At 63.6% G+C, this 19,642-nt stretch carries 18 protein-coding genes and 1 pseudogene; 10 read left to right on the top strand and 9 right to left on the bottom strand.

Features of this window, described 5'->3' with window-relative positions:
* Nucleotides 1-27 precede the first annotated feature (27 nt).
* Nucleotides 28-1,689, bottom strand: a complete 1,662-nt coding sequence (locus AB6B38_RS09715) for a sulfatase (RefSeq protein WP_371392652.1) — start codon at nt 1,687-1,689, stop codon at nt 28-30.
* Between the two features lie 104 nt (nt 1,690-1,793).
* On the opposite strand from AB6B38_RS09715, the gene AB6B38_RS09710 reads away from it, so the two are divergent.
* The 4 genes from AB6B38_RS09710 to AB6B38_RS09695 are packed head-to-tail and all read left to right on the top strand — an operon-like array spanning nt 1,794 to nt 5,455.
* Nucleotides 1,794-2,465 (top strand): TetR/AcrR family transcriptional regulator, encoded by a 672-nt coding sequence (locus AB6B38_RS09710; RefSeq protein ID WP_371392651.1) that lies wholly within the window; start codon nt 1,794-1,796, stop codon nt 2,463-2,465.
* Nucleotides 2,466-2,492: 27 nt separating this feature from the next.
* Entirely contained in the window at nt 2,493-3,530 is a 1,038-nt protein-coding gene (locus tag AB6B38_RS09705) for a glutathione S-transferase N-terminal domain-containing protein (protein ID WP_371392650.1), read from the top strand.
* 3 nt (nt 3,531-3,533) lie between these two features.
* Complete coding sequence (locus AB6B38_RS09700) at nt 3,534-4,196, top strand: glutathione S-transferase family protein (protein WP_371392649.1); 663 nt, start codon at nt 3,534-3,536, stop codon at nt 4,194-4,196.
* The gene (locus AB6B38_RS09695) at nt 4,193-5,455 is read left to right on the top strand and encodes a DsbA family protein (RefSeq protein ID WP_371392648.1); all 1,263 of its coding nucleotides are present in this window, start codon (nt 4,193-4,195) and stop codon (nt 5,453-5,455) included. Before AB6B38_RS09700 ends, AB6B38_RS09695 begins: the two co-directional genes overlap by 4 nt.
* Here the strand turns inward: AB6B38_RS09695 and AB6B38_RS09690 are convergent.
* The 3 genes from AB6B38_RS09690 to AB6B38_RS09680 all read right to left on the bottom strand — a co-directional run bounded on the left by AB6B38_RS09690 (nt 5,424) and on the right by AB6B38_RS09680 (nt 7,009).
* Nucleotides 5,424-6,437, bottom strand: a complete 1,014-nt coding sequence (locus AB6B38_RS09690) for a GDP-mannose 4,6-dehydratase (RefSeq protein ID WP_371392647.1) — start codon at nt 6,435-6,437, stop codon at nt 5,424-5,426. The genes AB6B38_RS09695 and AB6B38_RS09690 overlap by 32 nt on opposite strands.
* A gap of 68 nt (nt 6,438-6,505) precedes the next feature.
* A complete protein-coding gene (locus AB6B38_RS09685) occupies nt 6,506-6,778 on the bottom strand; it encodes a hypothetical protein (RefSeq protein WP_371392646.1) in 273 nt (90 codons plus the stop codon).
* A gap of 51 nt (nt 6,779-6,829) precedes the next feature.
* A complete protein-coding gene (locus AB6B38_RS09680) occupies nt 6,830-7,009 on the bottom strand; it encodes a DUF3008 family protein (RefSeq protein WP_371392645.1) in 180 nt (59 codons plus the stop codon).
* A gap of 192 nt (nt 7,010-7,201) precedes the next feature.
* On the opposite strand from AB6B38_RS09680, the gene AB6B38_RS09675 reads away from it, so the two are divergent.
* Together AB6B38_RS09675 and AB6B38_RS09670 are read left to right on the top strand one after the other, a co-directional pair.
* Complete coding sequence (locus AB6B38_RS09675; protein WP_371392644.1) at nt 7,202-7,963, top strand: cytochrome c oxidase assembly protein; 762 nt, start codon at nt 7,202-7,204, stop codon at nt 7,961-7,963.
* The gene (locus AB6B38_RS09670) at nt 7,960-8,490 is read left to right on the top strand and encodes a CopD family protein (protein WP_371392643.1); all 531 of its coding nucleotides are present in this window, start codon (nt 7,960-7,962) and stop codon (nt 8,488-8,490) included. The genes AB6B38_RS09675 and AB6B38_RS09670 overlap by 4 nt, the downstream gene beginning before the upstream one ends.
* Here the strand turns inward: AB6B38_RS09670 and AB6B38_RS09665 are convergent.
* The gene (locus AB6B38_RS09665) at nt 8,412-8,975 is read right to left on the bottom strand and encodes a DUF2231 domain-containing protein (RefSeq protein WP_371392642.1); all 564 of its coding nucleotides are present in this window, start codon (nt 8,973-8,975) and stop codon (nt 8,412-8,414) included. The genes AB6B38_RS09670 and AB6B38_RS09665 overlap by 79 nt on opposite strands.
* Between AB6B38_RS09665 and coxB the strand changes: the two genes are divergently transcribed.
* The 3 genes from coxB to AB6B38_RS09650 are packed head-to-tail and all read left to right on the top strand — an operon-like array spanning nt 8,937 to nt 12,504.
* A complete protein-coding gene (gene coxB, locus AB6B38_RS09660; protein ID WP_371392641.1) occupies nt 8,937-9,650 on the top strand; it encodes a cytochrome c oxidase subunit II in 714 nt (237 codons plus the stop codon). The genes AB6B38_RS09665 and coxB overlap by 39 nt on opposite strands.
* Nucleotides 9,647-12,148: a cytochrome c oxidase subunit I gene (ctaD, locus tag AB6B38_RS09655; protein ID WP_371392640.1), complete on the top strand. Its 2,502-nt coding sequence runs from the start codon at nt 9,647-9,649 to the stop codon at nt 12,146-12,148. Before coxB ends, ctaD begins: the two co-directional genes overlap by 4 nt.
* Entirely contained in the window at nt 12,145-12,504 is a 360-nt protein-coding gene (locus tag AB6B38_RS09650) for a hypothetical protein (RefSeq protein ID WP_371392638.1), read from the top strand. The genes ctaD and AB6B38_RS09650 overlap by 4 nt, the downstream gene beginning before the upstream one ends.
* A gap of 99 nt (nt 12,505-12,603) precedes the next feature.
* Here the strand turns inward: AB6B38_RS09650 and AB6B38_RS09645 are convergent, their stop codons facing one another.
* Nucleotides 12,604-13,938 carry a ferric reductase-like transmembrane domain-containing protein gene (locus AB6B38_RS09645; protein WP_371392637.1) on the bottom strand — a complete coding sequence of 445 codons (1,335 nt, stop codon included), beginning with the start codon at nt 13,936-13,938 and terminating at the stop codon, nt 12,604-12,606.
* A 127-nt stretch (nt 13,939-14,065) separates the two neighbouring features.
* Here AB6B38_RS09645 and AB6B38_RS09640 point away from each other — a divergent pair, with 127 nt between their 5' ends.
* Nucleotides 14,066-16,294, top strand: coding sequence for an acyl-CoA dehydrogenase (locus AB6B38_RS09640; protein ID WP_371392636.1), 2,229 nt, complete (start codon nt 14,066-14,068; stop codon nt 16,292-16,294).
* 63 nt (nt 16,295-16,357) lie between these two features.
* Here AB6B38_RS09640 and AB6B38_RS09635 read toward each other — a convergent pair whose 3' ends face one another.
* The 3 genes and pseudogenes from AB6B38_RS09635 to AB6B38_RS09625 form a co-directional block, all read right to left on the bottom strand.
* Nucleotides 16,358-17,875: a serine hydrolase domain-containing protein gene (locus tag AB6B38_RS09635; protein ID WP_371392635.1), complete on the bottom strand. Its 1,518-nt coding sequence runs from the start codon at nt 17,873-17,875 to the stop codon at nt 16,358-16,360.
* Between the two features lie 32 nt (nt 17,876-17,907).
* Nucleotides 17,908-19,080: a serine hydrolase domain-containing protein gene (locus AB6B38_RS09630; protein WP_371392634.1), complete on the bottom strand. Its 1,173-nt coding sequence runs from the start codon at nt 19,078-19,080 to the stop codon at nt 17,908-17,910.
* A gap of 353 nt (nt 19,081-19,433) precedes the next feature.
* A pseudogene (locus AB6B38_RS09625) lies at nt 19,434-19,582 on the bottom strand (IS6 family transposase); the annotation flags it as partial.
* Nucleotides 19,583-19,642: the final 60 nt, after the last annotated feature.

Here is a 19,642-nt window from a genome sequence, read left to right as displayed (position 1 = left end):
GCAAGGCAAAGCGCCCAAAGGGCGCGCCTAATTGGGCCAGTAGACATATTCATCATCCTCGCTCTCGGGCCGGCCCAGCGGCTGGTCGATACTGACCGGCATTTCGACGGCGGACGGCCAGAGTGGTTCGCTTTGCGTGGCGCCATGCGCGTCCAGCAGCGCGATCAGACCGGCTACGCGCTCCGGCTCGGCGGCGGAGAGGTCGTTGCGCTCTTCCGGGTCACTGGAAAGGTCAAACAGCCAGACCCGGTCGGGGCGCTCTGTGCGTTGCAGCTTCCAGCCGCGATGGATGACGGCCTCATAATGGCCGCTGCGCCAGAACAGTGTCTCGTGCGGCTCGCCGTCCATCTCGCCGGTCAGGAAGGGTGTCAGGTCCACCCCGTCGATTGCCCGGTCTGAAGGGGTGGCAGCGCCGCCAAAGCTAGCGAGCGTCGGCGCAAAATCGATATGCTGGGCAAGACCTGCCATTTCGCTACCCGGTTCGATGACGCCCGGCCAGCTGACAAAGGTCGGCACGCGGACACCGCCACCAAAGAAGGTTGCCTTCCAGCCCCGATAGGGCGCGTTGATATTCTCAAGGCCGATATAGTGCGCGCCGCCATTATCCGAGGTGAAGACGATGATGGTGTTGTCCGCAATCGCGTTGGCTTCCAGCGCGTCCAGCACCTCGCCAATGCCACGGTCCAGCGCGCGGATCATCGCCGCGTAAACGCGGAGTGCGTGGTCCTCGATATGGGCGAGGGCCTCATAATCCTCACGCGTGGCCTGCAAGGGCGAATGGGGCGCCCAGTGCGCCAGATAGAGGAAGAAGGGCCGGTTGCGGTTGGCCTCGATCGCTTCCACCGCCTCGCGGGTGAAATAGTCGGTTATGTAGCCGTCCGGGGCAAAGCGCGACGAATTATTGTGCGTCACGGCCGCCCGGCCAATCGCCCAGTAAACCTGATCTATGGGATCAAAATCCTGCCGCGCCTCCACCATATCGGGCGAACCGGCGGGCGCGTAGAGCAGCCCGGCCAGCTCAAGGCTCTCGTCGAACCCCTGGCTGAGCGCGTCGGATCCGTTCGTATTGCCCAGATGCCATTTGCCGATATGCACGGTGTGATAGCCCGCACCCGACAGCATTTCGGCAATCGTCACCTCGTCAGCGGGCAGGCCCATATCGGCAAATTCGGGTATCTCGCCTTCCACCTCACGGGTCAGGAAGGGACGCCGGTCCGTCTGCCCGCGCTCGATATGCCCGATAATCTGCGTCATGCCGGGCGGGGTAGGGGTGAACTCAAAGCCGATACGGGTGGGGTAGCGGCCCGTCATCAGCGCCGCGCGTGAAGGCGCGCATGTACCGCTGGCCGCATAGGCATTGGTCAGTTGCACGCCTGCGCGCGCGATCCTGTCGATATTGGGTGTGGGCACCGTACCGCCCGCCACCCCGCCATGCAGGGTTATGTCATTCCAGCCCAGATCATCGGCAACGATGAGAATGATATTGGGCGGACGCTCGCCCTCAGGGGCGGTATCCGGTCCGCGCTGCCAGTCCACAGCCCTGTTCGGCCCTATCGGGTTGCGGATATCCTGCACCAGGCCCGGGAGATAGATGAAATAGCGGTCGAACGCCCAGTATCCGGCGGCCGCCAGCACGGCAAGCGCCGCGCCTGCGGCTAGCATGATCCGGCCAGGAGTGCTGTTGAGCATGGATACCGCCTCCCCGTTTTACAGGCTTGCCTCGTCGTGCAAGCTCATTAATATACACTTGTAAAAATATTAGAGGCTCCTGTCCAACGGAATCTGAAAGCGCGATGCCTGACCTGCCCGAAAATCCGGTTGCCAAGCCCGCCCGTCCGGGTCGTCCGGCCAAGATTGCGCCGGATGAGCAGCGCCGCCGGATTCTCGATGCGGCGGCAGCGCGCTTTGCCCGCCACGGGTTCGAAGGCGCGTCCTTGCGCGACATTGCTGCCGATGCCGGTCTCGCCCACGCCGTGATCCGCCACATGTTCGGCAGCAAGGCCGATCTGTGGGATGCGGCGGCGGCAGACCTGTTTGGCCAGATGAATGATGCGATGGTGCAGGCGCTGGCCAATGTGGACATGAACAACCCGCGCGCCCGTATGGAGGCGCAGGTGCGCGCCACCGTGCTGACGGCTTCGCGCATCCCTTGGCTGGCGGCGTTTGTGATGCAGGCAGGGCTGGCGGGCGGGGAGCGCTATGAGAGGCTGGTCGAGCAGCATTTGCGCCCGGCCTGGGCCTTCACGCTGGAGCCTTTCTTCCAGCTAAAGGAGGCAGGCCGCGCCCACGCGTTCGACCCGCATTTCCTGTTCATGCTGTCGACCAATGCGGCCATTGGGCCGTTTGCGCAGAGCGCCAATGCGCGCGCGCTGGCCGGCATGGAATTGTCGGATCCCGACACGGCAGAGCGCTATGCCGATGTCCTGATTGCGGTGCTCAAGCACGGCGCGCTGCGCCAGCCCTAACAACGATATGGCGGGGAGTGAAATGCCATGATGCCGGGTGAGTATATCGTCTACGGAGCCGACCCATCCTACTTCACCCGCAAGGTGGAGGCCGCGCTGCGCTATATGCGCATTCCCCATGCAGCAAAGCCCAAATCACCCGATGTCGCGCCAAGGCTGGAAGCGCGCTCCGGCACGCATCTGATCCCGGTGGTGGAAACGCCTGAAGGGTGGGTGATCCACGATTCCACCTACATTATCGAGCTGCTACACGCGCGCTTTCCGGCCCACCCGGTAATCCCGGCAAGCCCGGTGCAACATATCGCCTGCCGCCTCATGGATGACTGGATCGATGAATGGTTCACGCGCGCCGCGCTGCACCTGCGCTGGATTGATGATGAGGATGCGGCCATCTGCGCGCGCAAGATCGCCATGGATATGGGCGGCGGCACGCATGACCGCCCGCTGACGGCGCAGGAGGAAGAATCGGTTGCCGCGACAGCCGCCTTCATCCAGCCCTGGGGCCGCAAGGCGATGACGGTGATGGGGGCGGGCCCCGAATATCAGGAGGGTCTGCGCGCCGAGTTTGCGAGCTTCCTGCGCCAGTGTGCGGCTATCCTTGGCAAGGATGGCGGCCTGTTCGGCCAGCGTCTCTCCATGGCTGATCTGGGCCTGCTGGGCGCCATGAAGGCCCACTTCGCCGCCGATGATTACGCGCGCAATTTTGTGACGAGTGCCGCTCCGGCCATGCTGGACTGGACCGATAAAGTCTGGGAGCGGCGCGATGAGGGGGAGGGCTGGCTCGCCGGTGATGCGCTGCCTGACGGCATGTCCGGTCTCTTCCGGCTGATGGCAGGCGGGTTCGTGCCCTACATGATCGCCAACCGGGCGGCGCTGAAAGCGGGTGAGAAATCGTCCTGGTTCACGATCTCCAGCGGGCAGGAGGTGCGGATGATTACCCGCAAGCCGGTGGAGGATACCCGCCTTGCCACCAAAGCCGCCATTGATGCCCTTCCCGAAACGGATCGCGGACATGTGGGTGAACTGCTGGGCGATCACGGCCTTCTGGCCGCTTACGAGGATTAGGCCATGCTGGAGCTTTACACCGCACCGACGCCCAATGGCTGGAAGATCTCCATCGCACTGGAGGAGCTGGACCTGCCCTATCAGCTGCATGTGCTGCAGCTTCTCAAAGGCGAGCAGAAAGCGCCGGACTATCTCAAGATCAATCCCAATGGCCGTATCCCGGCGCTGGTCGATTCTGATGAGGGCGGGCGGGCGATATTCGAGTCCGGCGCCATCCTGATGCATCTGGCCGAAAAGACAGGAAAACTATTGCCGGACAACGCCGAAGGCCGCTCGCGCGTCATCCAGTGGCTGTTCTGGCAGGTGGGCGGGCTAGGCCCGATGCAGGGCCAGGCCAATGTCTTCTTCCGCTATCTGCCGGAGAAAATCCCGCTGGCCATCGAGCGCTATCAGGGCGAGACGCGCCGCCATTACGAGGTGATGAATACACGCCTCGCCGAGGCCCCATATCTGGCGGGCGATGAATATTCCATCGCCGATATTGCCTGCTTTCCCTGGGTGTTTGGCCATTTCTGGGCCGGTGTGCCGCTGGACGGGCTTGACCATCTGCTGGACTGGAAGGCTCGGCTGGAACAGCGCCCGCCGGTTCTGAAGGGCCTGTCCATCCCGCCCTTGCCAGACCTCTCAAAGCTCCAGAAGGCCGGGCAGGAGCTGGTAAAGCCATGAAGACACTCGTCCCGCAAATCGTGACCAGCCCCACACTGCGCTCAGCCCGGCGCGGCCTGGCGGCGATGCGGCGGCGGCTCAATCTCTCGCGGCCTGTGGTGCGCTATTTTCATCAGGTGGATGATCCCTACTCGGCGCTGGCCGCGCGCGCCCTGCCGCATCTCGAAGCCGTCTGGGGGGCAAGAGTGATCCCCTATATCGTGCCGCCGCCGGACGAGGCTGCCGCGCCCGATGCGGAGCGTCTGGCCGGATGGTCGCTGCGTGATGCGCGTACACTGGCCGAAGGGCTGGGGATGGAGGCGAGCTTTACCTCAGCGCCGTCAGCCGAATTGCTGGCGCGCGCGCAGGCCGCGCTGGCGGGAATCCGCGACGCGACCGTATTCTCTGCCATCTCCAGCGCCATTGAGCGTGGCTTCAGGACCGGCAAGGCGTCTGCCATTCCGTTGTCCGATAGTGATGTGCGTGTGGCGCTGGCACGCGGGGCAAGGGCGCGGCGCGGACATTATCTCGGCGGCATGTTCCAGTTCGAGGGCGAGTGGTATTGGGGGCTCGACCGCCTGCCCTATCTCGAAGACCGGCTGGCGCGCATCCGGCCCGGCGGGGTGCGCTTTACCGAGCGGCGCGAGGTGCGGCTGGAGGCGAAGAAAGCGCCTGCCGGGACGCGGATTGAAGCCTTTGTCTCCCTGCGCAGCCCCTACACCTATATCGCCATTCCGCGCTTGAGGGCGCTGGCCGAGGCAACCGGCGCGGAGCTGCGCCTGCGCCCTGTACTGCCTATGGTGATGCGCGGCCTGCCCGTACCGCTGGCCAAGCGTCTCTACATCATGCGCGATACAAAGCGTGAGGCGGAGCGTCTCGGCCTGCCCTTCGGCAAGGTGTCAGACCCGGTCGGCGCGCCGGTCGAGCGCGGGCTTGCGGTGCTGTTTGCCGCCATGGATCAGGGCAAGGGGGCCGACTTCCTCTATTCCTTCCTGCGCGGCGTGTTTGCAGAAGGCATTGATGCCGGTAGCGATCAGGGGCTTGAAATGCTTTCCCGGCGCGCCGGCATCCCGGCTGCGGCCATGCGCGCGGCTTTGGCGGACGAAAGCTGGCGGGAGAAGGCTGAAGCCAATCGCGCCACCATGCTGGAGGCGGGCCTGTGGGGCGTGCCCAGCTTCCGCGTGAACAATCTTCCCGCCCATTGGGGTCAGGACCGGCTCTGGGCTGTGGAAGAGGATTTGCGCGCCGCTAGCGCCCGTAATACTCGCGGAACCAGCTGACGAACTTGGCAATGCCGTCGCGAAATTCGGTCTGCGGACGATAGCCGGTAAGGCTCTGCAACAGGCTGGCATCGGCCCAGGTGGCAGGCACATCGCCGGGCTGCATATCCATGTAGTTGCGGATCGCCTTCACCCCCAGCTCCGCCTCGATAATGTCGACAAAGTCCAGCAGCTTCACCCTGGTGGAGTTGCCGATATTGACGATGCGGAAGGGCGCGGCGGGACTCAAGGAGTCGCCCGGCGCGATGTCTGCGCTGCTCGCCGGGCGCGCCGGCACGGCGTCCATCAAGAGCCGGATGCCGCGCACCAGATCGTCCACATAGGTGAAGTCCCGGTACATCTCGCCATGATTATAGATGTCGATCGGCCGGCCCGCGAGGATGGCATCGGCGAACTTGAACGGCGCCAGATCAGGGCGCATCCACGGGCCATAGACCGTGAAGAAGCGGAACATGGTGGTCGGCAGATCCCACAGATGGGCGTAGGAATGGGCCATCACCTCATTGGCCTTTTTCGTCGCCGCATACATGGTCAGCGGCGTGTCGGCCTTGTCGGTTTCCTTAAAAGGCATCTCCTCGTTCGCGCCATAGGCCGAGGAGGTGGACGCCATCAGGAGATGGGAGATTTTCAGCTCGCGCGCGATCTCCATCACGTTGAACGTGCCGACAATATTGGCCTCGACATAGGCGCGCGGGTTCTCAAGGCTGTAGCGAACCCCGGCCTGCGCGGCGAGGTGGACGATCACGTCCGGTGCAAAATCGCGCGCGGCCTGAAACAGCGTATCGGCGTCCTCCAGCAGGGCTTCGGTTTTGCCAAAGCCCGGCATGCCTTCCAGAATGCGGTGACGGGCCTGTTTCAGGGTGACGTCGTAATAATCGGTCAGAGCGTCATAGCCGTGGACCTGATGGCCTTCTTCCAGCAGCAGGCGCGCCAGATGAAAGCCGATAAAGCCCGCTGTACCGGTGATGAGAACGCGCTTCATGGTGAGGGCAGGTCTCCCGCAAAATCCTGCCCGACCTTATGCGCGGTAGCGCGCGGGAGGTAAAGCGCTCAGCCCTGGTTCGATGAGTCTTCCGCATCGGTGCGCCGTAGCGGTTCGGAGAAGCGCTCTGGTATTTTGCCTTCCATCTTCTTCATCCAGCGGTCAAAGCCCGGATTGTTTTCCCGGCGCCGGTGCAGCCAGTCGCGCGCGGTCTGTGATGTGGCCACGATCAGGGCCAGCCCTATCGGGATCAGGACGATGCAAAGCGGTATGGGTGACCAGGCAACCGCCAAGCCTGCAATGACCAGTAATATGCCAAATACTTTAATAAATACAAACATTTGACCTCCGTCTTGTTGTGGGGACGCCGTATTGCCCCGACGCAGGAAGCGTTAGGTCTTTTCCGGCTTGTCCTTGCGGGGCGTCGCGGCGAGTTCCTCCAGCTCCTTCTCGCTCATGGTTTCGGCCATTTCCTTTGAAGCCCCTTTCAGCGCGCTTTTCTTCGTCTCGCCGCGCTTGGCGGCCAAGGCTGCGCCTGCAGCTTTCTGCTGGGCCTTGGAATTTGCGGGCATAATCGTCATCCTTCCTGTCATCGTGCGGCAATGCCAAGCCGATACCCGGACAACAGGGTCTGGACGGTAATCGTTCCGTGAGAACACGGGCGCGTAGCGGAACCATCAGGCGCGGCGCGGGTTGTTCTTGCGTACGCAAACCGGGCAGGAGGGCGGGATGCTCCTATCCCAACGATCATTCAGGACGCCAGTATGACCCTCATGGCGAACGGTCAGTCAGCGGCCTATTGCGGCCCGCCAGCCCGGCCTGACAGCCTCTGGCCGGCCTGGAATGGTGATCCGTGGCTGATCGCAGCCCTGCTTGTCCTTGCTGTCGCAGGCGGCGTGCTGGCGGTGCGGCGCGGTGCCAAGGCGGGCCTGCGCAATCCGGCACTGCTCGGTGCGTGGCTGCTGGCCTTCGCGCTCTTTGTCACCCCGCTGTGCGCAATGGCCGTTGCGCTCTTCTCCGTGCGCGCGGTCAGTCATCTCGTTCTCGTGGCGGTACTGGCACCCTTGCTGGCCTATGGGCTGGGAGGAAAGCGCCTGACCGGCGGACTGACCGCTGCCAGCATTGTGCACGCCGTGATCTTCTGGTTCTGGCATGCGCCTTCGCCCTATACGGCCGCCCTCAGCCATGATGGCGTGTACTGGCTGATGCAGCTGACCTTGCTGACCAGCGGCGTCTGGTTCTGGCGGGCGCTGATGGCGCGCTGGCGCGATGTGGCGGCGGTGGCGGGAACGCTGGCCGGGTTCGCCGCGCAGATGGGGCTGCTGGGCGCGCTGATCGCCTTTGCCCCTGATCCGCTTTACGCGCCGCACGCGGCCAGCACCGCCGTATGGGGCCTCTCCGCGCTTGAAGACCAGCAGCTGGCGGGCCTCATCATGTGGGTGCCGGGCGTGCTGCCCTATCTCATCGCGCTGGGGCTGGCGGTGGCATCGGCCCTGAACGAGGGCGAGCGGGGCCGGGCAAAATGATGCTCATCACGCTCAAATCGCTCCACATCGTGGCGATAGCGGTGTGGGCTGGCGGGCTGATAGCGCTGCCAGCGCTTCTGCGCCGCGATGACGAGATGTCCAGCCGGGCCGCTATCGTGCGCCTGCACCACTTTTCCCGCTTTGCCTATGATGCGCTGGTGTCGCCAGCGGCGGTTCTGGCCATTGCGACGGGTACGGCGCTGATATTCTTTGTGGTGGCCGATGACTGGCTGTTTCTCAAACTGGTTGCCGTCGCCGGCATGGTCGGTGTCCACATGCTCATCGGCCGCGTGCTCGACCAGCTGGAATCGCCTGATGCACACCCCACAACGTGGAAGCGCGCGGCGCTTCTGGCGGGCGCGGTTGTGACCATTCTGGCCGTGCTGGCACTGGTGCTGGGCCGCCCCTCCATCCCCGAAAGCTGGATGCCCGGCTGGCTGCTTGAAGGTCAGGGGGCAGAGTTGCCGCTCGTGTCCGATGGGGGCAGCGCCGGGTCCTCTTCCTCTGGCAGGGAGACACCGACCTGATGTTCAAACACCAGCTTTCCACCATGCCAGCCAGCAATACCGACCAGTCCGAGGGCCATCCAGCTGAGGATCAGGCCCCAGGGCAGGATCGCGTCGGCGCCCTGCTGCAGGCGCAGCGACCAGCTCGCGGCCATCACGCCCAGCAGCACCATGGCGGCGACCGCATGGCTCCAGGCCGCGGCGCGGCGGCGCACGCCCGGCACCAGCAGAAGTTCGGCGGCTCCGGCGAGCGCGGCGAGGCAGCCCATGGCAAAGCCGCCACCACTGGCCCACAGCGCCGCGCGCGCCCAGAACAGGTCACCCGTCCACCAGAAGGCGACATCGCAGAAGGCCAGTGCGAACGTCCCGGCGATGGGGAAGGCGACCAGCATGGCGTGGATCGGATGGCCGGCCAGCGCGATACGGCTGTCGAGGTCGTGATAGGCCGGATCGGCGGCAGAGGGATTGTGAAACACCTCGTCCTTGCGTGTGTCCGTGCTCGCCATGGCGTGTTTCCCCTGTTGCTGGCCCCTGCGCTCATCGGGTGCGAAGGCGCTCTGTCTACGCTCGATCCCGCCGGACCCGCCGCCCAGTCCATCGCAGGCGTATGGTGGGTGATGATGGCAGGATCACTGCTCATCCTCGCCGTGATGATGGGCCTCATCCTGTGGCCCTTCTTCAAACGGCACCAGCCGCGCAAGGTTCCCGAAAAGCTGTGGCTCTGGGGCGGGGGGCTCGGCTTTCCGCTGGTGGTGCTGGCTGCCTTGCTCGCCTGGGGATTGCCTGCCGGGCAGTCCATGCTGGCAGGGCGTGAGACGCAAGTCTACACGGTGGAGGCCGAAGCCTTCCAGTGGGGCTGGAATTTCCGCTATCCGGACCGGGCGGGTATGACGGCAGAAGTGCTGCACATACCGGCCGGTGAGCCGGTCGATGTCGCCATTACCTCGCTCGATGTCATTCACGCTTTCTGGGTGCCGCGCCTTGCCGGCAAGGTCGACGCGATACCCGGCACGACCAACACGCTGCGGATTCTGGCGCCAGAGCCGGGCATCTATGACGGTATGTGCGCGGAGTTCTGCGGGCTGGAGCACGCCACCATGCGCTTTCAGATCGTCGCGCATCCGGCTGGCGAATTTGAGGCAGCGTTGGCGGCAGAACTCGCCGGGCAGGACCAACCATGAGCGGTGATACACCTGTCAGCCTGCACCGCGCGCTGGACGCGGTATGGCGCGCCCCGAAGGGGATCGCGGCGCTGTCGGCGGTCAATCACACCGTCGTAGGCCGGCGCTTCATCATCACGGCCTTCATCTATTTCGCGATTGGCGGGCTCCTGGCCATGCTGATCCGCGCCCAGCTCGCCCGGCCCGAAAATCCCTTCCTCGGCGCGGATGCCTACAACCAGATTTTCACCATGCACGGCACGGTGATGATGTTCCTGTTTGCCATTCCCCTGATCGAGGGGATCGCGCTTTATCTCCTGCCGAAAATCCTAGGCGCGCGCGATCTTGCCTATCCGCGCCTCTCCGCCTTCGGATACTGGTGCTATCTCTTTGGCGCGACAATCATCCTCGTATCCATGCTGATGGGTGTCGCGCCCGATAGCGGCTGGTTCATGTACACCCCGCTCTCCTCGGCCACCTATACGCCCGGCATCAATGCCGATGTCTGGCTGTTGGGCGTCACCTTCGTGGAAATTTCCGCCATCTGTGCGGCGGTCGAGATCGTGGTCACGATCCTGAAAGTGCGCACCGCAGGCATGGCGCTCTCGCGCATGCCGCTCATGGCCTGGTATCTGCTGGTCACCGCCGCGATGATGCTGATCGCCTTCCCGCCGCTCATCCTTGGCAGCGTGCTTCTGGAGATCGAGCGCGCCTTCAACTGGCCGTTCTTCGATGCGGAGCGGGGCGGCGCGCCCTTGCTATGGCAGCACCTGTTCTGGCTGTTCGGCCACCCTGAGGTCTATATCATCTTCCTGCCGGCCGCCGGGGCAGTCTCCACCCTCATTCCCGTTTTCGCGCGCACGAAAATCGTCGGCTATGCGTGGATCGTGGCGGCCATCATCGCGCTGGCTTTCCTGAGCTTCGGGCTATGGGTCCACCACATGTTCACGGTGGGGATACCCCATCTGGCGCTCGCCTTCTTCTCGGCGGCCTCCATGCTGGTGGCGGTGCCGACGGCGGTGCAGGTCTTTGCCTGGATCGCCACCCTGATGCGCGGACGCCCGCAAATGACCCTGCCCATGCTCTATCTGATGGGGTTCTTTTCGGTCTTCATCCTGGGCGGGCTGACCGGCGTGATGCTGGCTCTGGTGCCGTTCAACTGGCAGGCCCATGACACCCACTTCGTGGTCGCCCATCTCCATTACGTGCTGATCGGCGGGTTCGTGTTTCCGATGCTGGCGGCCGCCTATTACTGGCTGCCACTGATGACCGGACGGCTGCCTGTCTTCCAGGTCTCCAAAGCCGCCTTCTGGCTGATCTTCCTCGGCTTCCACGGCACCTTTCTCATCATGCACTTTACCGGGCTGATGGGCATGCCGCGCCGCGTCTTCACCTATGAGGGCGGGCTAGGCTGGGATCTGCCCAATCTCATCTCCTCCATTGGCGGGTTCGTGATGACGGCGGGCTTTGCGCTCTTTGTGGTCGACATCGTGCTGCAGACCCGCTTCGGGCGGCGCTTCCGCCGTAACCCGTGGGGCGGTACGGGGCTGGACTGGGCCATGCCCACCCCTGCGCCGAGCTATAATTTCGCCTCCCTGCCGCTGGTGACGGGCCGTGACCCGCTGGAAGACAATGCGCGCCTTGGCGCGGATATCGCCGCCGGTAAAGGATACCTCCCCGGCGCACCCAGAGGCGAGATGGAGACGCTGTGCGTCGACATGGCAACCGGCGAGCCAGAGCACGTGCTGATCTTCCCGAAGAATGACTACACGCCCTTCTTCATGGCTTCGGGTCTGGCCGTGTTCTTCGTGTCTTTCCTGTTCAGCGCCTACTGGTTCTCGCTGGTCGGTGTGGTGCTTGCCACGATATTCGGCTGGCGCTGGCTCTGGTCGCTGGGGGCGAAGTCTGATCCCGAACCCATCAATGCCGGACATGGCCTCAGCCTGCCCGTGCATTATGCCGTCAGCTCGGTGCCGACCCTGTTGGGCCTGAAATACTTCCTTGCCGCCAATGCGGCCTTCTTCGGCTCGCTGGTCTTTGGCTATCTCTTCCTGTGGACGACCGCGCCGGACTGGCCGCCGCCGGAGTTTCTAAGCGCCAGCCCGGTACTGGTGGCCGCCATTGCCATCGGTCTCACCGCCGCTTCGGGGTTCGCCTTCACTGCCAGACGCGCCAATCAGGCGGGCAGGGCGGGTGCGCGCATCATCCATCTGGCCGGGTCTTTAGTTGCGAGCCTTGTCGCGCTCGCCGCCCTTATTGCGCTGGCGGTAGTCGACGCGCCCGCGCCGACGAGCCACGCCTATGCGGCGGTGACCATGGCGGTCATCGGCTATGTCATGCTGCATGCCTTGCTGGGCGTATTGTTCACGGCCTATGCGCTGGCGCGGTGCAGGGCCGGCTTTGTCTCGGCCCTGCGCTCAGCCGATATGCGCGGCACAGCCATCTGGCAGCTTTACACCGCCATTACCGGTCTCGGCGCGCTCGCCCTCATCATTCTGGCGCCGGGAGGCATGGGATGAGCGGAGCGCTTCGCAAGGTGCGCGGGCCGGACCTTATCTGGCTTGTAGCTGGCTTCACCGTCTGGGCCGCAGGCTTTTCGGTGCTCTATGGGCTGCATGCGGTCGGCTGCCGGGCGGGATGGGAGGAGACGGCAATTGCAGGATTGTCGGCCAACCGCATCCTCTTGCTTGTCGCCTATCTTGGCCATGCTGTGCTGGGCGCGGCGCTCTGGTTTCCGCTGGACAGGATCGCCCGGCGCTGGGAGGGGGCGGCGGCTGATACCACGCGCCGCGTGGCGGTGATGGTGACGGTTGCAGCCGTCATCTCCACTCTTTGGACCGGCGCGCCGGTGCTCTTCCTTGAAGCGTGCGTCTAGCTATTCACCAGCCAGGCAAAACCCGCCGCCAGCCCGACGGCAAAGCCAATCAGCGCGATGGCGATGGTGAGGGCGAGTATCGGTCTCATGGCACGCCTCCTAAACCAGATCGAAGATTTCAGAATCGATGGCCGTCAGCGGCACGCCCATCGCGAGCAGGTTTGACTTGGCCGCATCGGTCAGCGGGCCGGGACCGCACAGGAAGTGCGGCCAGTGGCGCGTCTCTTCGGGCAGATGGTCTGCCAGCACCTTGCGGTCGATAAAGCCTGTTTCGCCCTCCCAGCCGTCCGGCGGGTTCTCCAGCACATGGACGACTTTGAGGTTCAGCGTCTCCTCCAGCTTCGCCAGCTCATGGCGGAAATGGGCGCTCTCCCAGTCCTTGTTGCCATAGATCAGGATGACCGGGCGCGGATCATTGCGTTCCTGCAGGGCGTGGATATTGCTCATCATCGGCGTGATGCCGACCCCGCCGGCAATCATCACAAAGCCCTTCGCTTCCGGGTCATTATCGATGGAGAACGCGCCATAAGGCCCGTCGAGATACGCTTTCGCGCCTGGGCTGGTATGCACCGCCCACTCGCTGAAATCGCCGAGCGGCTTGATGGAGAGCGTCACTTTCGGGCCATGCTCTGGCGGGGTGGAGATGGTGAAGGGATGCTCCTTCAGGGCGAAGGGAGATGCGCCGAGCGTCAGCCAGACAAACTGGCCGGGCTTCCAGTTTTTCAGGCCCCTGCCCAAGGGCTCCAGCACGAGGGAATGCACCCCGCCCTCGCGCGGAATATTCTCCACGATGCGCCACGGATTGTGCCAGAGGCGGAAAGGGCGGATCGCCCGTGTCCACACCATCAGGCCGATCCAGCTCACCGCCACACCCAGCCATAAGATGCGCTTGTCGGCCTCGGCGGTGAAATGGCCAACGCCGATAATATGGGCCACGGCTGCGCCGAACGCGATGATCGCGAGAGCTATGTGGCCATAGCGCCAGAGTTCGTAAGGGATGCGCAGCGTTTTGCGGAATTCAGACGTGATGACCAGCAGCACGAACGCGCCAAGCGCAATGCGTCCCATGGTCAGCTCCCACTCTGCGGTGAGCGGGTTCAGATCGCCCAGCGCGTCTTCGAACCAGATATAGAGAATGGCGAAATGGCCAAGCATCAGCGCTACCGCGCCAATCGCGAAATAGCGGTGGAACAGGTAGACGATGTCGATGCCATAGGGCCGGGTGATCGGCTGGAAGCGGGCGGTGAGCACGAATTGCAGGCCCGCAGCGGCCAGCGCGCCAAAGCCCAGCCCCATCGAAAAATCCCACATGAAGCTGGTGCCGCTGGCGCGCTGGCCTGTCAGCAGTACAATAAAGGGCAGGGCCAGTGCCAGTGCCGCCAGAGCGATCCAGGCAATGGCCCGCAAGGACGAACGGGGCAGATTGACGGTCATCACGAGGGAACGCGTGAGACCTCGACGCGTTGCAAGGAAGAGGCGTTACCTTGCGCGCACCGGTCCGGTGACGGGCGCGAATGCGCGTGTGAGCTTCCCTTGGACGCCCGATAAATGGAGTGTGCGCATGGCCCAATGGCGCCGGAACCTCATCAGCAAATTCCTCATGCGCTGGTATGCAGGCGTCATGCCGGAAATGTCGGACACTGAAGCAGAGGCCATCGAGGCTGGCACGGTGTGGTGGGACGCCCAGATCATGTCGGGCCGGCCGGACTGGGCCTATTTGCGCGCGCTGGAGACCGGCAAGCTCACCCAGGCCGAGCAGGCGTTTATTGACGGTCCCCTCCAGGAATTATGCGCCCTGCTGGATGACTGGCAGATCGAGAGCGAGCTGCACGACCTGCCCCGCCCGGTCTGGGACATGATGATCCGCGAGGGCCTTCTGGCGATGATTATTCCTACCGAATATGGCGGCAAGGGTTTCTCGGCGCTGGCCCATTCAGAGGTGGTGCGCACCATTGCCACGCGCTCCATCACGGCGGCTGTCACCGTGATGGTGCCGAACTCGCTGGGGCCGGGCGAATTGCTGATGCTCTACGGGACGGATGAGCAGAAAGCCCATTATCTGCCACGCCTTGCCAGCGGAGAGGATATTCCCTGCTTTGCCCTGACCGGCATCGAGGCCGGGTCGGACGCTGGCGCCATGACTGATGTTGGCGTGGTGGTTGAACGCGAGATCGACGGCGAACGCGTGCTGGGCATCGAGATCACATGCGACAAGCGCTACATCACGCTGGCTCCGGTCGCGACGATTGCGGGCCTTGCCTTCCGCCTGCGTGACCCGGAGGGTTTGCTGGGCGGTGAGGAAGAGCTTGGCATCACTGTCGCGCTGGTGCCCACCGATACGCCGGGGCTGGATACCGGGCGGCGCCACATCCCGTCCGGACTGGCCTTCCAGAACGGGCCGGTGCGCGGCGAGAACGTGTTCGTGCCGATGGATCATGTGCTGGGCGGACGCGATCATATCGGCAAGGGCTGGAGAATGCTGACCGGCGCGCTGGCGGCCGGGCGGGGTATTTCCCTGCCCTCGATGAGCTGCGCTGCTGCCGCCCTGTCCGCGCTTTCCTGTGGTGCCTATGCCCGGGTGCGCGAGCAGTTCGGCCTCTCAATCGGCAATTTTGAAGGCGTGCGTGAACCCCTCGCGCGCATCGCCGCCTCTGCCTACCTGATCGATGCTGCGCGCAAGCTGACGGCTGCCGGAATTGATGCCGGCGAGAAGCCGGCCGTCGTGTCGGCGATCATGAAATGCCATGCGACCGAGCGCCTGCGTCAGGCGGTCAATGATGCGATGGATATTCATGGCGGCAAGCTGGTCATGGAGGGGCCGCGCAATTATCTCGCGACGGCCTATAACTCCCTTCCGGTCGCGATCACGGTGGAAGGCGCGAACATCCTCACGCGCAGCCTGATCATTTTCGGGCAGGGCGCGATACGCTGCCATCCCTACCTGCTCGACGAGATGGAGGCGGTACGTAATCCCGACAGGGAAGAGGGGCTCAAAGCCTTCGATCATGCGGTGTTTGCCCATATCTGGCACGACATCAGGAATTTCACCCGCTCCTTCGTGCACGGGCTGACATTTGGCCGGTTTGCGCATGCACCCGAAGGCGCAGGCGCGCTTGCACCCTATTACCGCCAGCTCACCCATGCCTCGGTGCGCCTTGCCGTGATCTCGGAGATGGCTCTGGGCGTTCTTGGCGGCGCACTGAAACGCAAGGAGGCGCTGTCTGGCCGTCTGGGCGACATACTCTCGGAAATCTACCTTCTGTCAGCCGTGCTCAAGCGGTTCGAGGCGGAAGGACGCCAGGCGGCTGACAAGCCCCTGCTCGACTACTGCTTTGAAGATGGTCTCTATCGTGTCCAGCAGCGCCTGCGCGAGGTGATCCGTCACTTCCCCGGCCTGCACTGGCGCATCCTGCTAAGCCTGTTCCTGTGCCCGCTGGGTCAGCACAGGCAGCCTGTTTCAGATGCGGTGATGAACGCAGCGGCGCAGTGCATGCTGGAGCCGGGCGGCGCCCGCGACCGTCTGACGCGCGGCGTCTATATCGGCGAAGGCGATGATCCGCTTGCCGTTCTGGAACGCGCATTTGCCGCCATCATCCGGCGCGATGAGCTGCTGAAAAAACTGAAAGGGGCAAAGACAGAGCTGGACGAGGCTGTCTCGAAGGGCGTTCTGAGCAGCAGCGAGCTTAACGAGATCAGGGGTACTGAAGCACTCATCCGCGAGGCGCTGCTGACCGATGATTTCGATGCGCAGGCCGTGGCCGCAGCGAGTGGCGCAGACCGGCGGGCTTAAGATGGACAAGGGCGGAGCCAGATCTGACCCCGCCCTTGCCTGTCACTTTCCCGCCAGCGTGGGTTAGCGCGCCTCGCCGTCCTCTTCGTCACTGTCTTCAAGCGGACCCACATAGTGCCAGTTCATGAAGGGCTGGCTGGCGAATGAGAGCCGCCAGGCGCCCGGCTCGCCATAGAACTCCACCCGGTCGAACGGCCCGCCTTCGCGCAGGCCCGTTACCTGCTCAAACAGACCCGGTCCGATCTGCTCGAAATACTGCGTCTGGCCGATCGCCGTGATGGTGATGGCGTTGGAGCCAACAGCCTCCACCTCCGCATGCATCAGCGGGTGCGGCTCGGCCGAATGGTCGCGCCGGTTGACGAGATAACGCCCTGCAAACTGCTCCGCCTCGGCCGCCTCGCTCCAGCGCGGAGCCGGCGCTTGCGGGAAGAGCCGCCCGGTGATCGCGGCGCTCAGCTCGCCTTGCGCCGGGCGCCCGGCGGGCGCAGCCACGATGGAGAGGAAAATGCCGGTGCCGGTTTCAGGCGACAGGATCATGTTGGAGCGGAAATCGCGCATCGCCCCGGCATGGCCGATCAGGCGTGGCCCCTCCTCGCGATAGACCAGATAGCCGTGCGCCATGCCGGGCAGGCGCGGCGCGTTGGCAATCGAGTTGGTTTCCAGTAATGCCACCAGCTCTTCAGAGAAGACCTGCTGGCCGTCCAGCGCGCCATCATTGAGCATCGCTATCATGAAGCGTGCCATGTCCGGCCCGCTGACCGTGGCCGACCCGGCAGGCATCACCATGGAATAATAGTCAAATGACCGGGCGGTATAGCGACCGTTCTCAAGATCGTGGCCGAGTGCGATGCGATCTGCCAGCCCATCAGGCAAAGGCTCGCGGAAGGTCGAGGAGGTCATGCCGAGCGGCGAGAAAATGTGGTTCTCGACATAGTCGGCAAAATGCTCGCCCGACACCTGCTCCACGATATAGCCCGCCAGCGACGTGCCCCAGTTGGAATAGGCCACTTCCACGCCCGGCGCGGTGACACGCTGCGGGACATTATTGCGGGTCCATTCGGCGTGATCGACCAGCTCTTCGGCGTTCGTCGTCGTAAACCCGCCTATATCGCTCATGCCCGGCGTGTGCTGGAACAGGTCGCGCACGGTAATCGGCTGGCCGTCAAAGGGCTCGATCTCGAAATCGATATGGTCGTTGACATCGTCGTCCAGCGAGACATGGCCCTGCTCGATCATCTGCGACAGCGCGATCCAGGTGAACATTTTCGAGATCGAGCCCGGCCTGAAGAGCGTGCTCTCGCCATCGACCGGAATACGGTTCTCGACATCGACAAATCCGTAGCCCCGGCTCATCACCACTTCGCCCTGATGGACCACCGTGACCAGAGCGCCCGACACCTCGCGCGAAGCGATCTGCTGGGCCATCACGCCGTCAATGAAGGCGGGCAGGGTGTCCAGCGCTTCCTCGTTGAAGCTGGCAGCAGACGGGGCAGGCTGGGCCATCGCCGGAGCCAGCGCCGCCGGTGTCATGGCCAGCGCGGCGGCTGATGTGACCATCAGCAGGGTACGGATTGCGGTCATGGATTTACTCCCCTCGTATTCTTTTGATGCGATTAATCTGCCAGCGCCCTGAAGACCGCTTCGGCCAGCACCGGCGCGCCGCGCGCTGCCGGGCCGATCGTGTTGACCAGCAGCACGATGGTGACGTCCTGGTCCGGGTAATGGTTCAGTGAGGCATTGAAGCCGGGGATGGAGCCGCCATGGCCGATAAAGCGGTGCCCGTGGCGCTCACCGGTCATAATGCCAAAGCCGTAATCCATATTGGCAAGGGCCGGATGGGGATCCACCAGGAAGTCTCGGGCCAGGCTGCCATCATTCAGGCGCGCCGGTTCCAGCATCAAGGTCAGACTGTCTGAGGAGACCACATCGCCGTTCAGCAGTGCGCGCGTCCACACGAACATGTCTTGCGGGGTGGACCGGATGGCGCCGGCTCCGGCCGCGACCGAAAGCGAGAGATAGCCGGCATTGGTAAAACCGGCCTGCGTATCCGGCGCGGCATCATAGCCTTGCGCCCGGTGCGGCACGATCTCGGCGGCATCGTCCATGCGGGTATCGTCCATGCCCAGCGGATCAAAGATGCGCGTTTTCAGGAAATCGGCCAGCGGCTCGCCCGCAGCCCGTTCGGCGATATAGTCCAGCAGCATGTAGCCCGAATTGGAGTAGCTCCAGCCCGTGCCCGGATCGAAATCGTAGAGCGGATCAGCGCTTGCGATATAGGCGACCATGCGCGCCTCGTCATGGTCCAGCGGCGCAGTGGTGTCCATGAAGCCGTCGAATGATGTGTAATTGCTGATGCCGGATGTGTGCTGGAGAAGCTGGCGCACCGTCACTTCATCACTGCGTGGAAAATCGGCGAAATACTGGTCCAGCGTGTCATCAAGGCTCAGCCGGCCGTCTTCTGCCAGCAGGAGAATGGCGGCCGCCGTGAACTGCTTGGTGACAGAGCCGATGCGGAACACCGTTTCACCGGTCACCTCCACCTGATGCTCCAGATTGGCAAAGCCATAGCCGCGTATCAGAAGCGTCTCGCCGCCGCGGGCAATGCCGATTGACAGGCCGGGCGCCTGAGCTTCCTCCAGCAAATTGCGGGCAAAGGCATCTATGGCGCTTTCCAGCCGGACGATGGCGGTATCGGGGTCAGCCTGACGCGCTTCGGCTGGAAACGCGCCTGTCGCTGGCAGGACCAGGGTGAAGGCCAGAAAGGCACAGGCAAGCAAGCGGTTCATTTGATCCCTCCAGACAGACAGCGCATGGCGCTTGGCCGGCAGGGAACCACCGCGAAGATGAAAAAGCAATCCTGATCAGAAAACTTAATCCTAAATAGGATGTAATGTAAGCCTGTTCTTGCGGTGTTGTGCAGCCAGAGCGCGGTACTCACCGGCACGCAGCAACAGAAGGCGCGGCTGACACTGGAGGCGGCCGAACTGCCTTAAAATATTAATTTATATGGGAAATAAACGTCGTGGCGGTGAGGGTGGGATTTATGGAACATGATTAATAGCGCATAAGTTATTGTATTTGTTGTCCATTGAAGAATGATGGGGACAGGGAATGGGCACGTTTTGGCGATGTTGGATCAGAACCGCACCGTTTCGTGGCTCAAGTCGATACCTCGTTCATGGGGCACGTCTTCGACGTTTCGCGGCGATAACGGAAACCGAAACACTGCATCACCGCCAGCCGGATTACCTCTGGTGACCCCTTGAAGTAGCGGGAGGGGTTGCTGATCCCGGACCGCTACGAAGCCGGGCGGGACGGCTCAAGCGGTTTCCTCTGACAGTTCCCCAC

Source organism: Glycocaulis abyssi, from assembly GCF_041429775.1.
Classification (GTDB): Bacteria; Pseudomonadota; Alphaproteobacteria; order Caulobacterales; family Maricaulaceae; genus Glycocaulis; species Glycocaulis abyssi.
The sequence above is the reverse complement of the archived record's forward strand: the minus strand, read 5'-3'. Positions and strand labels throughout refer to the sequence as shown.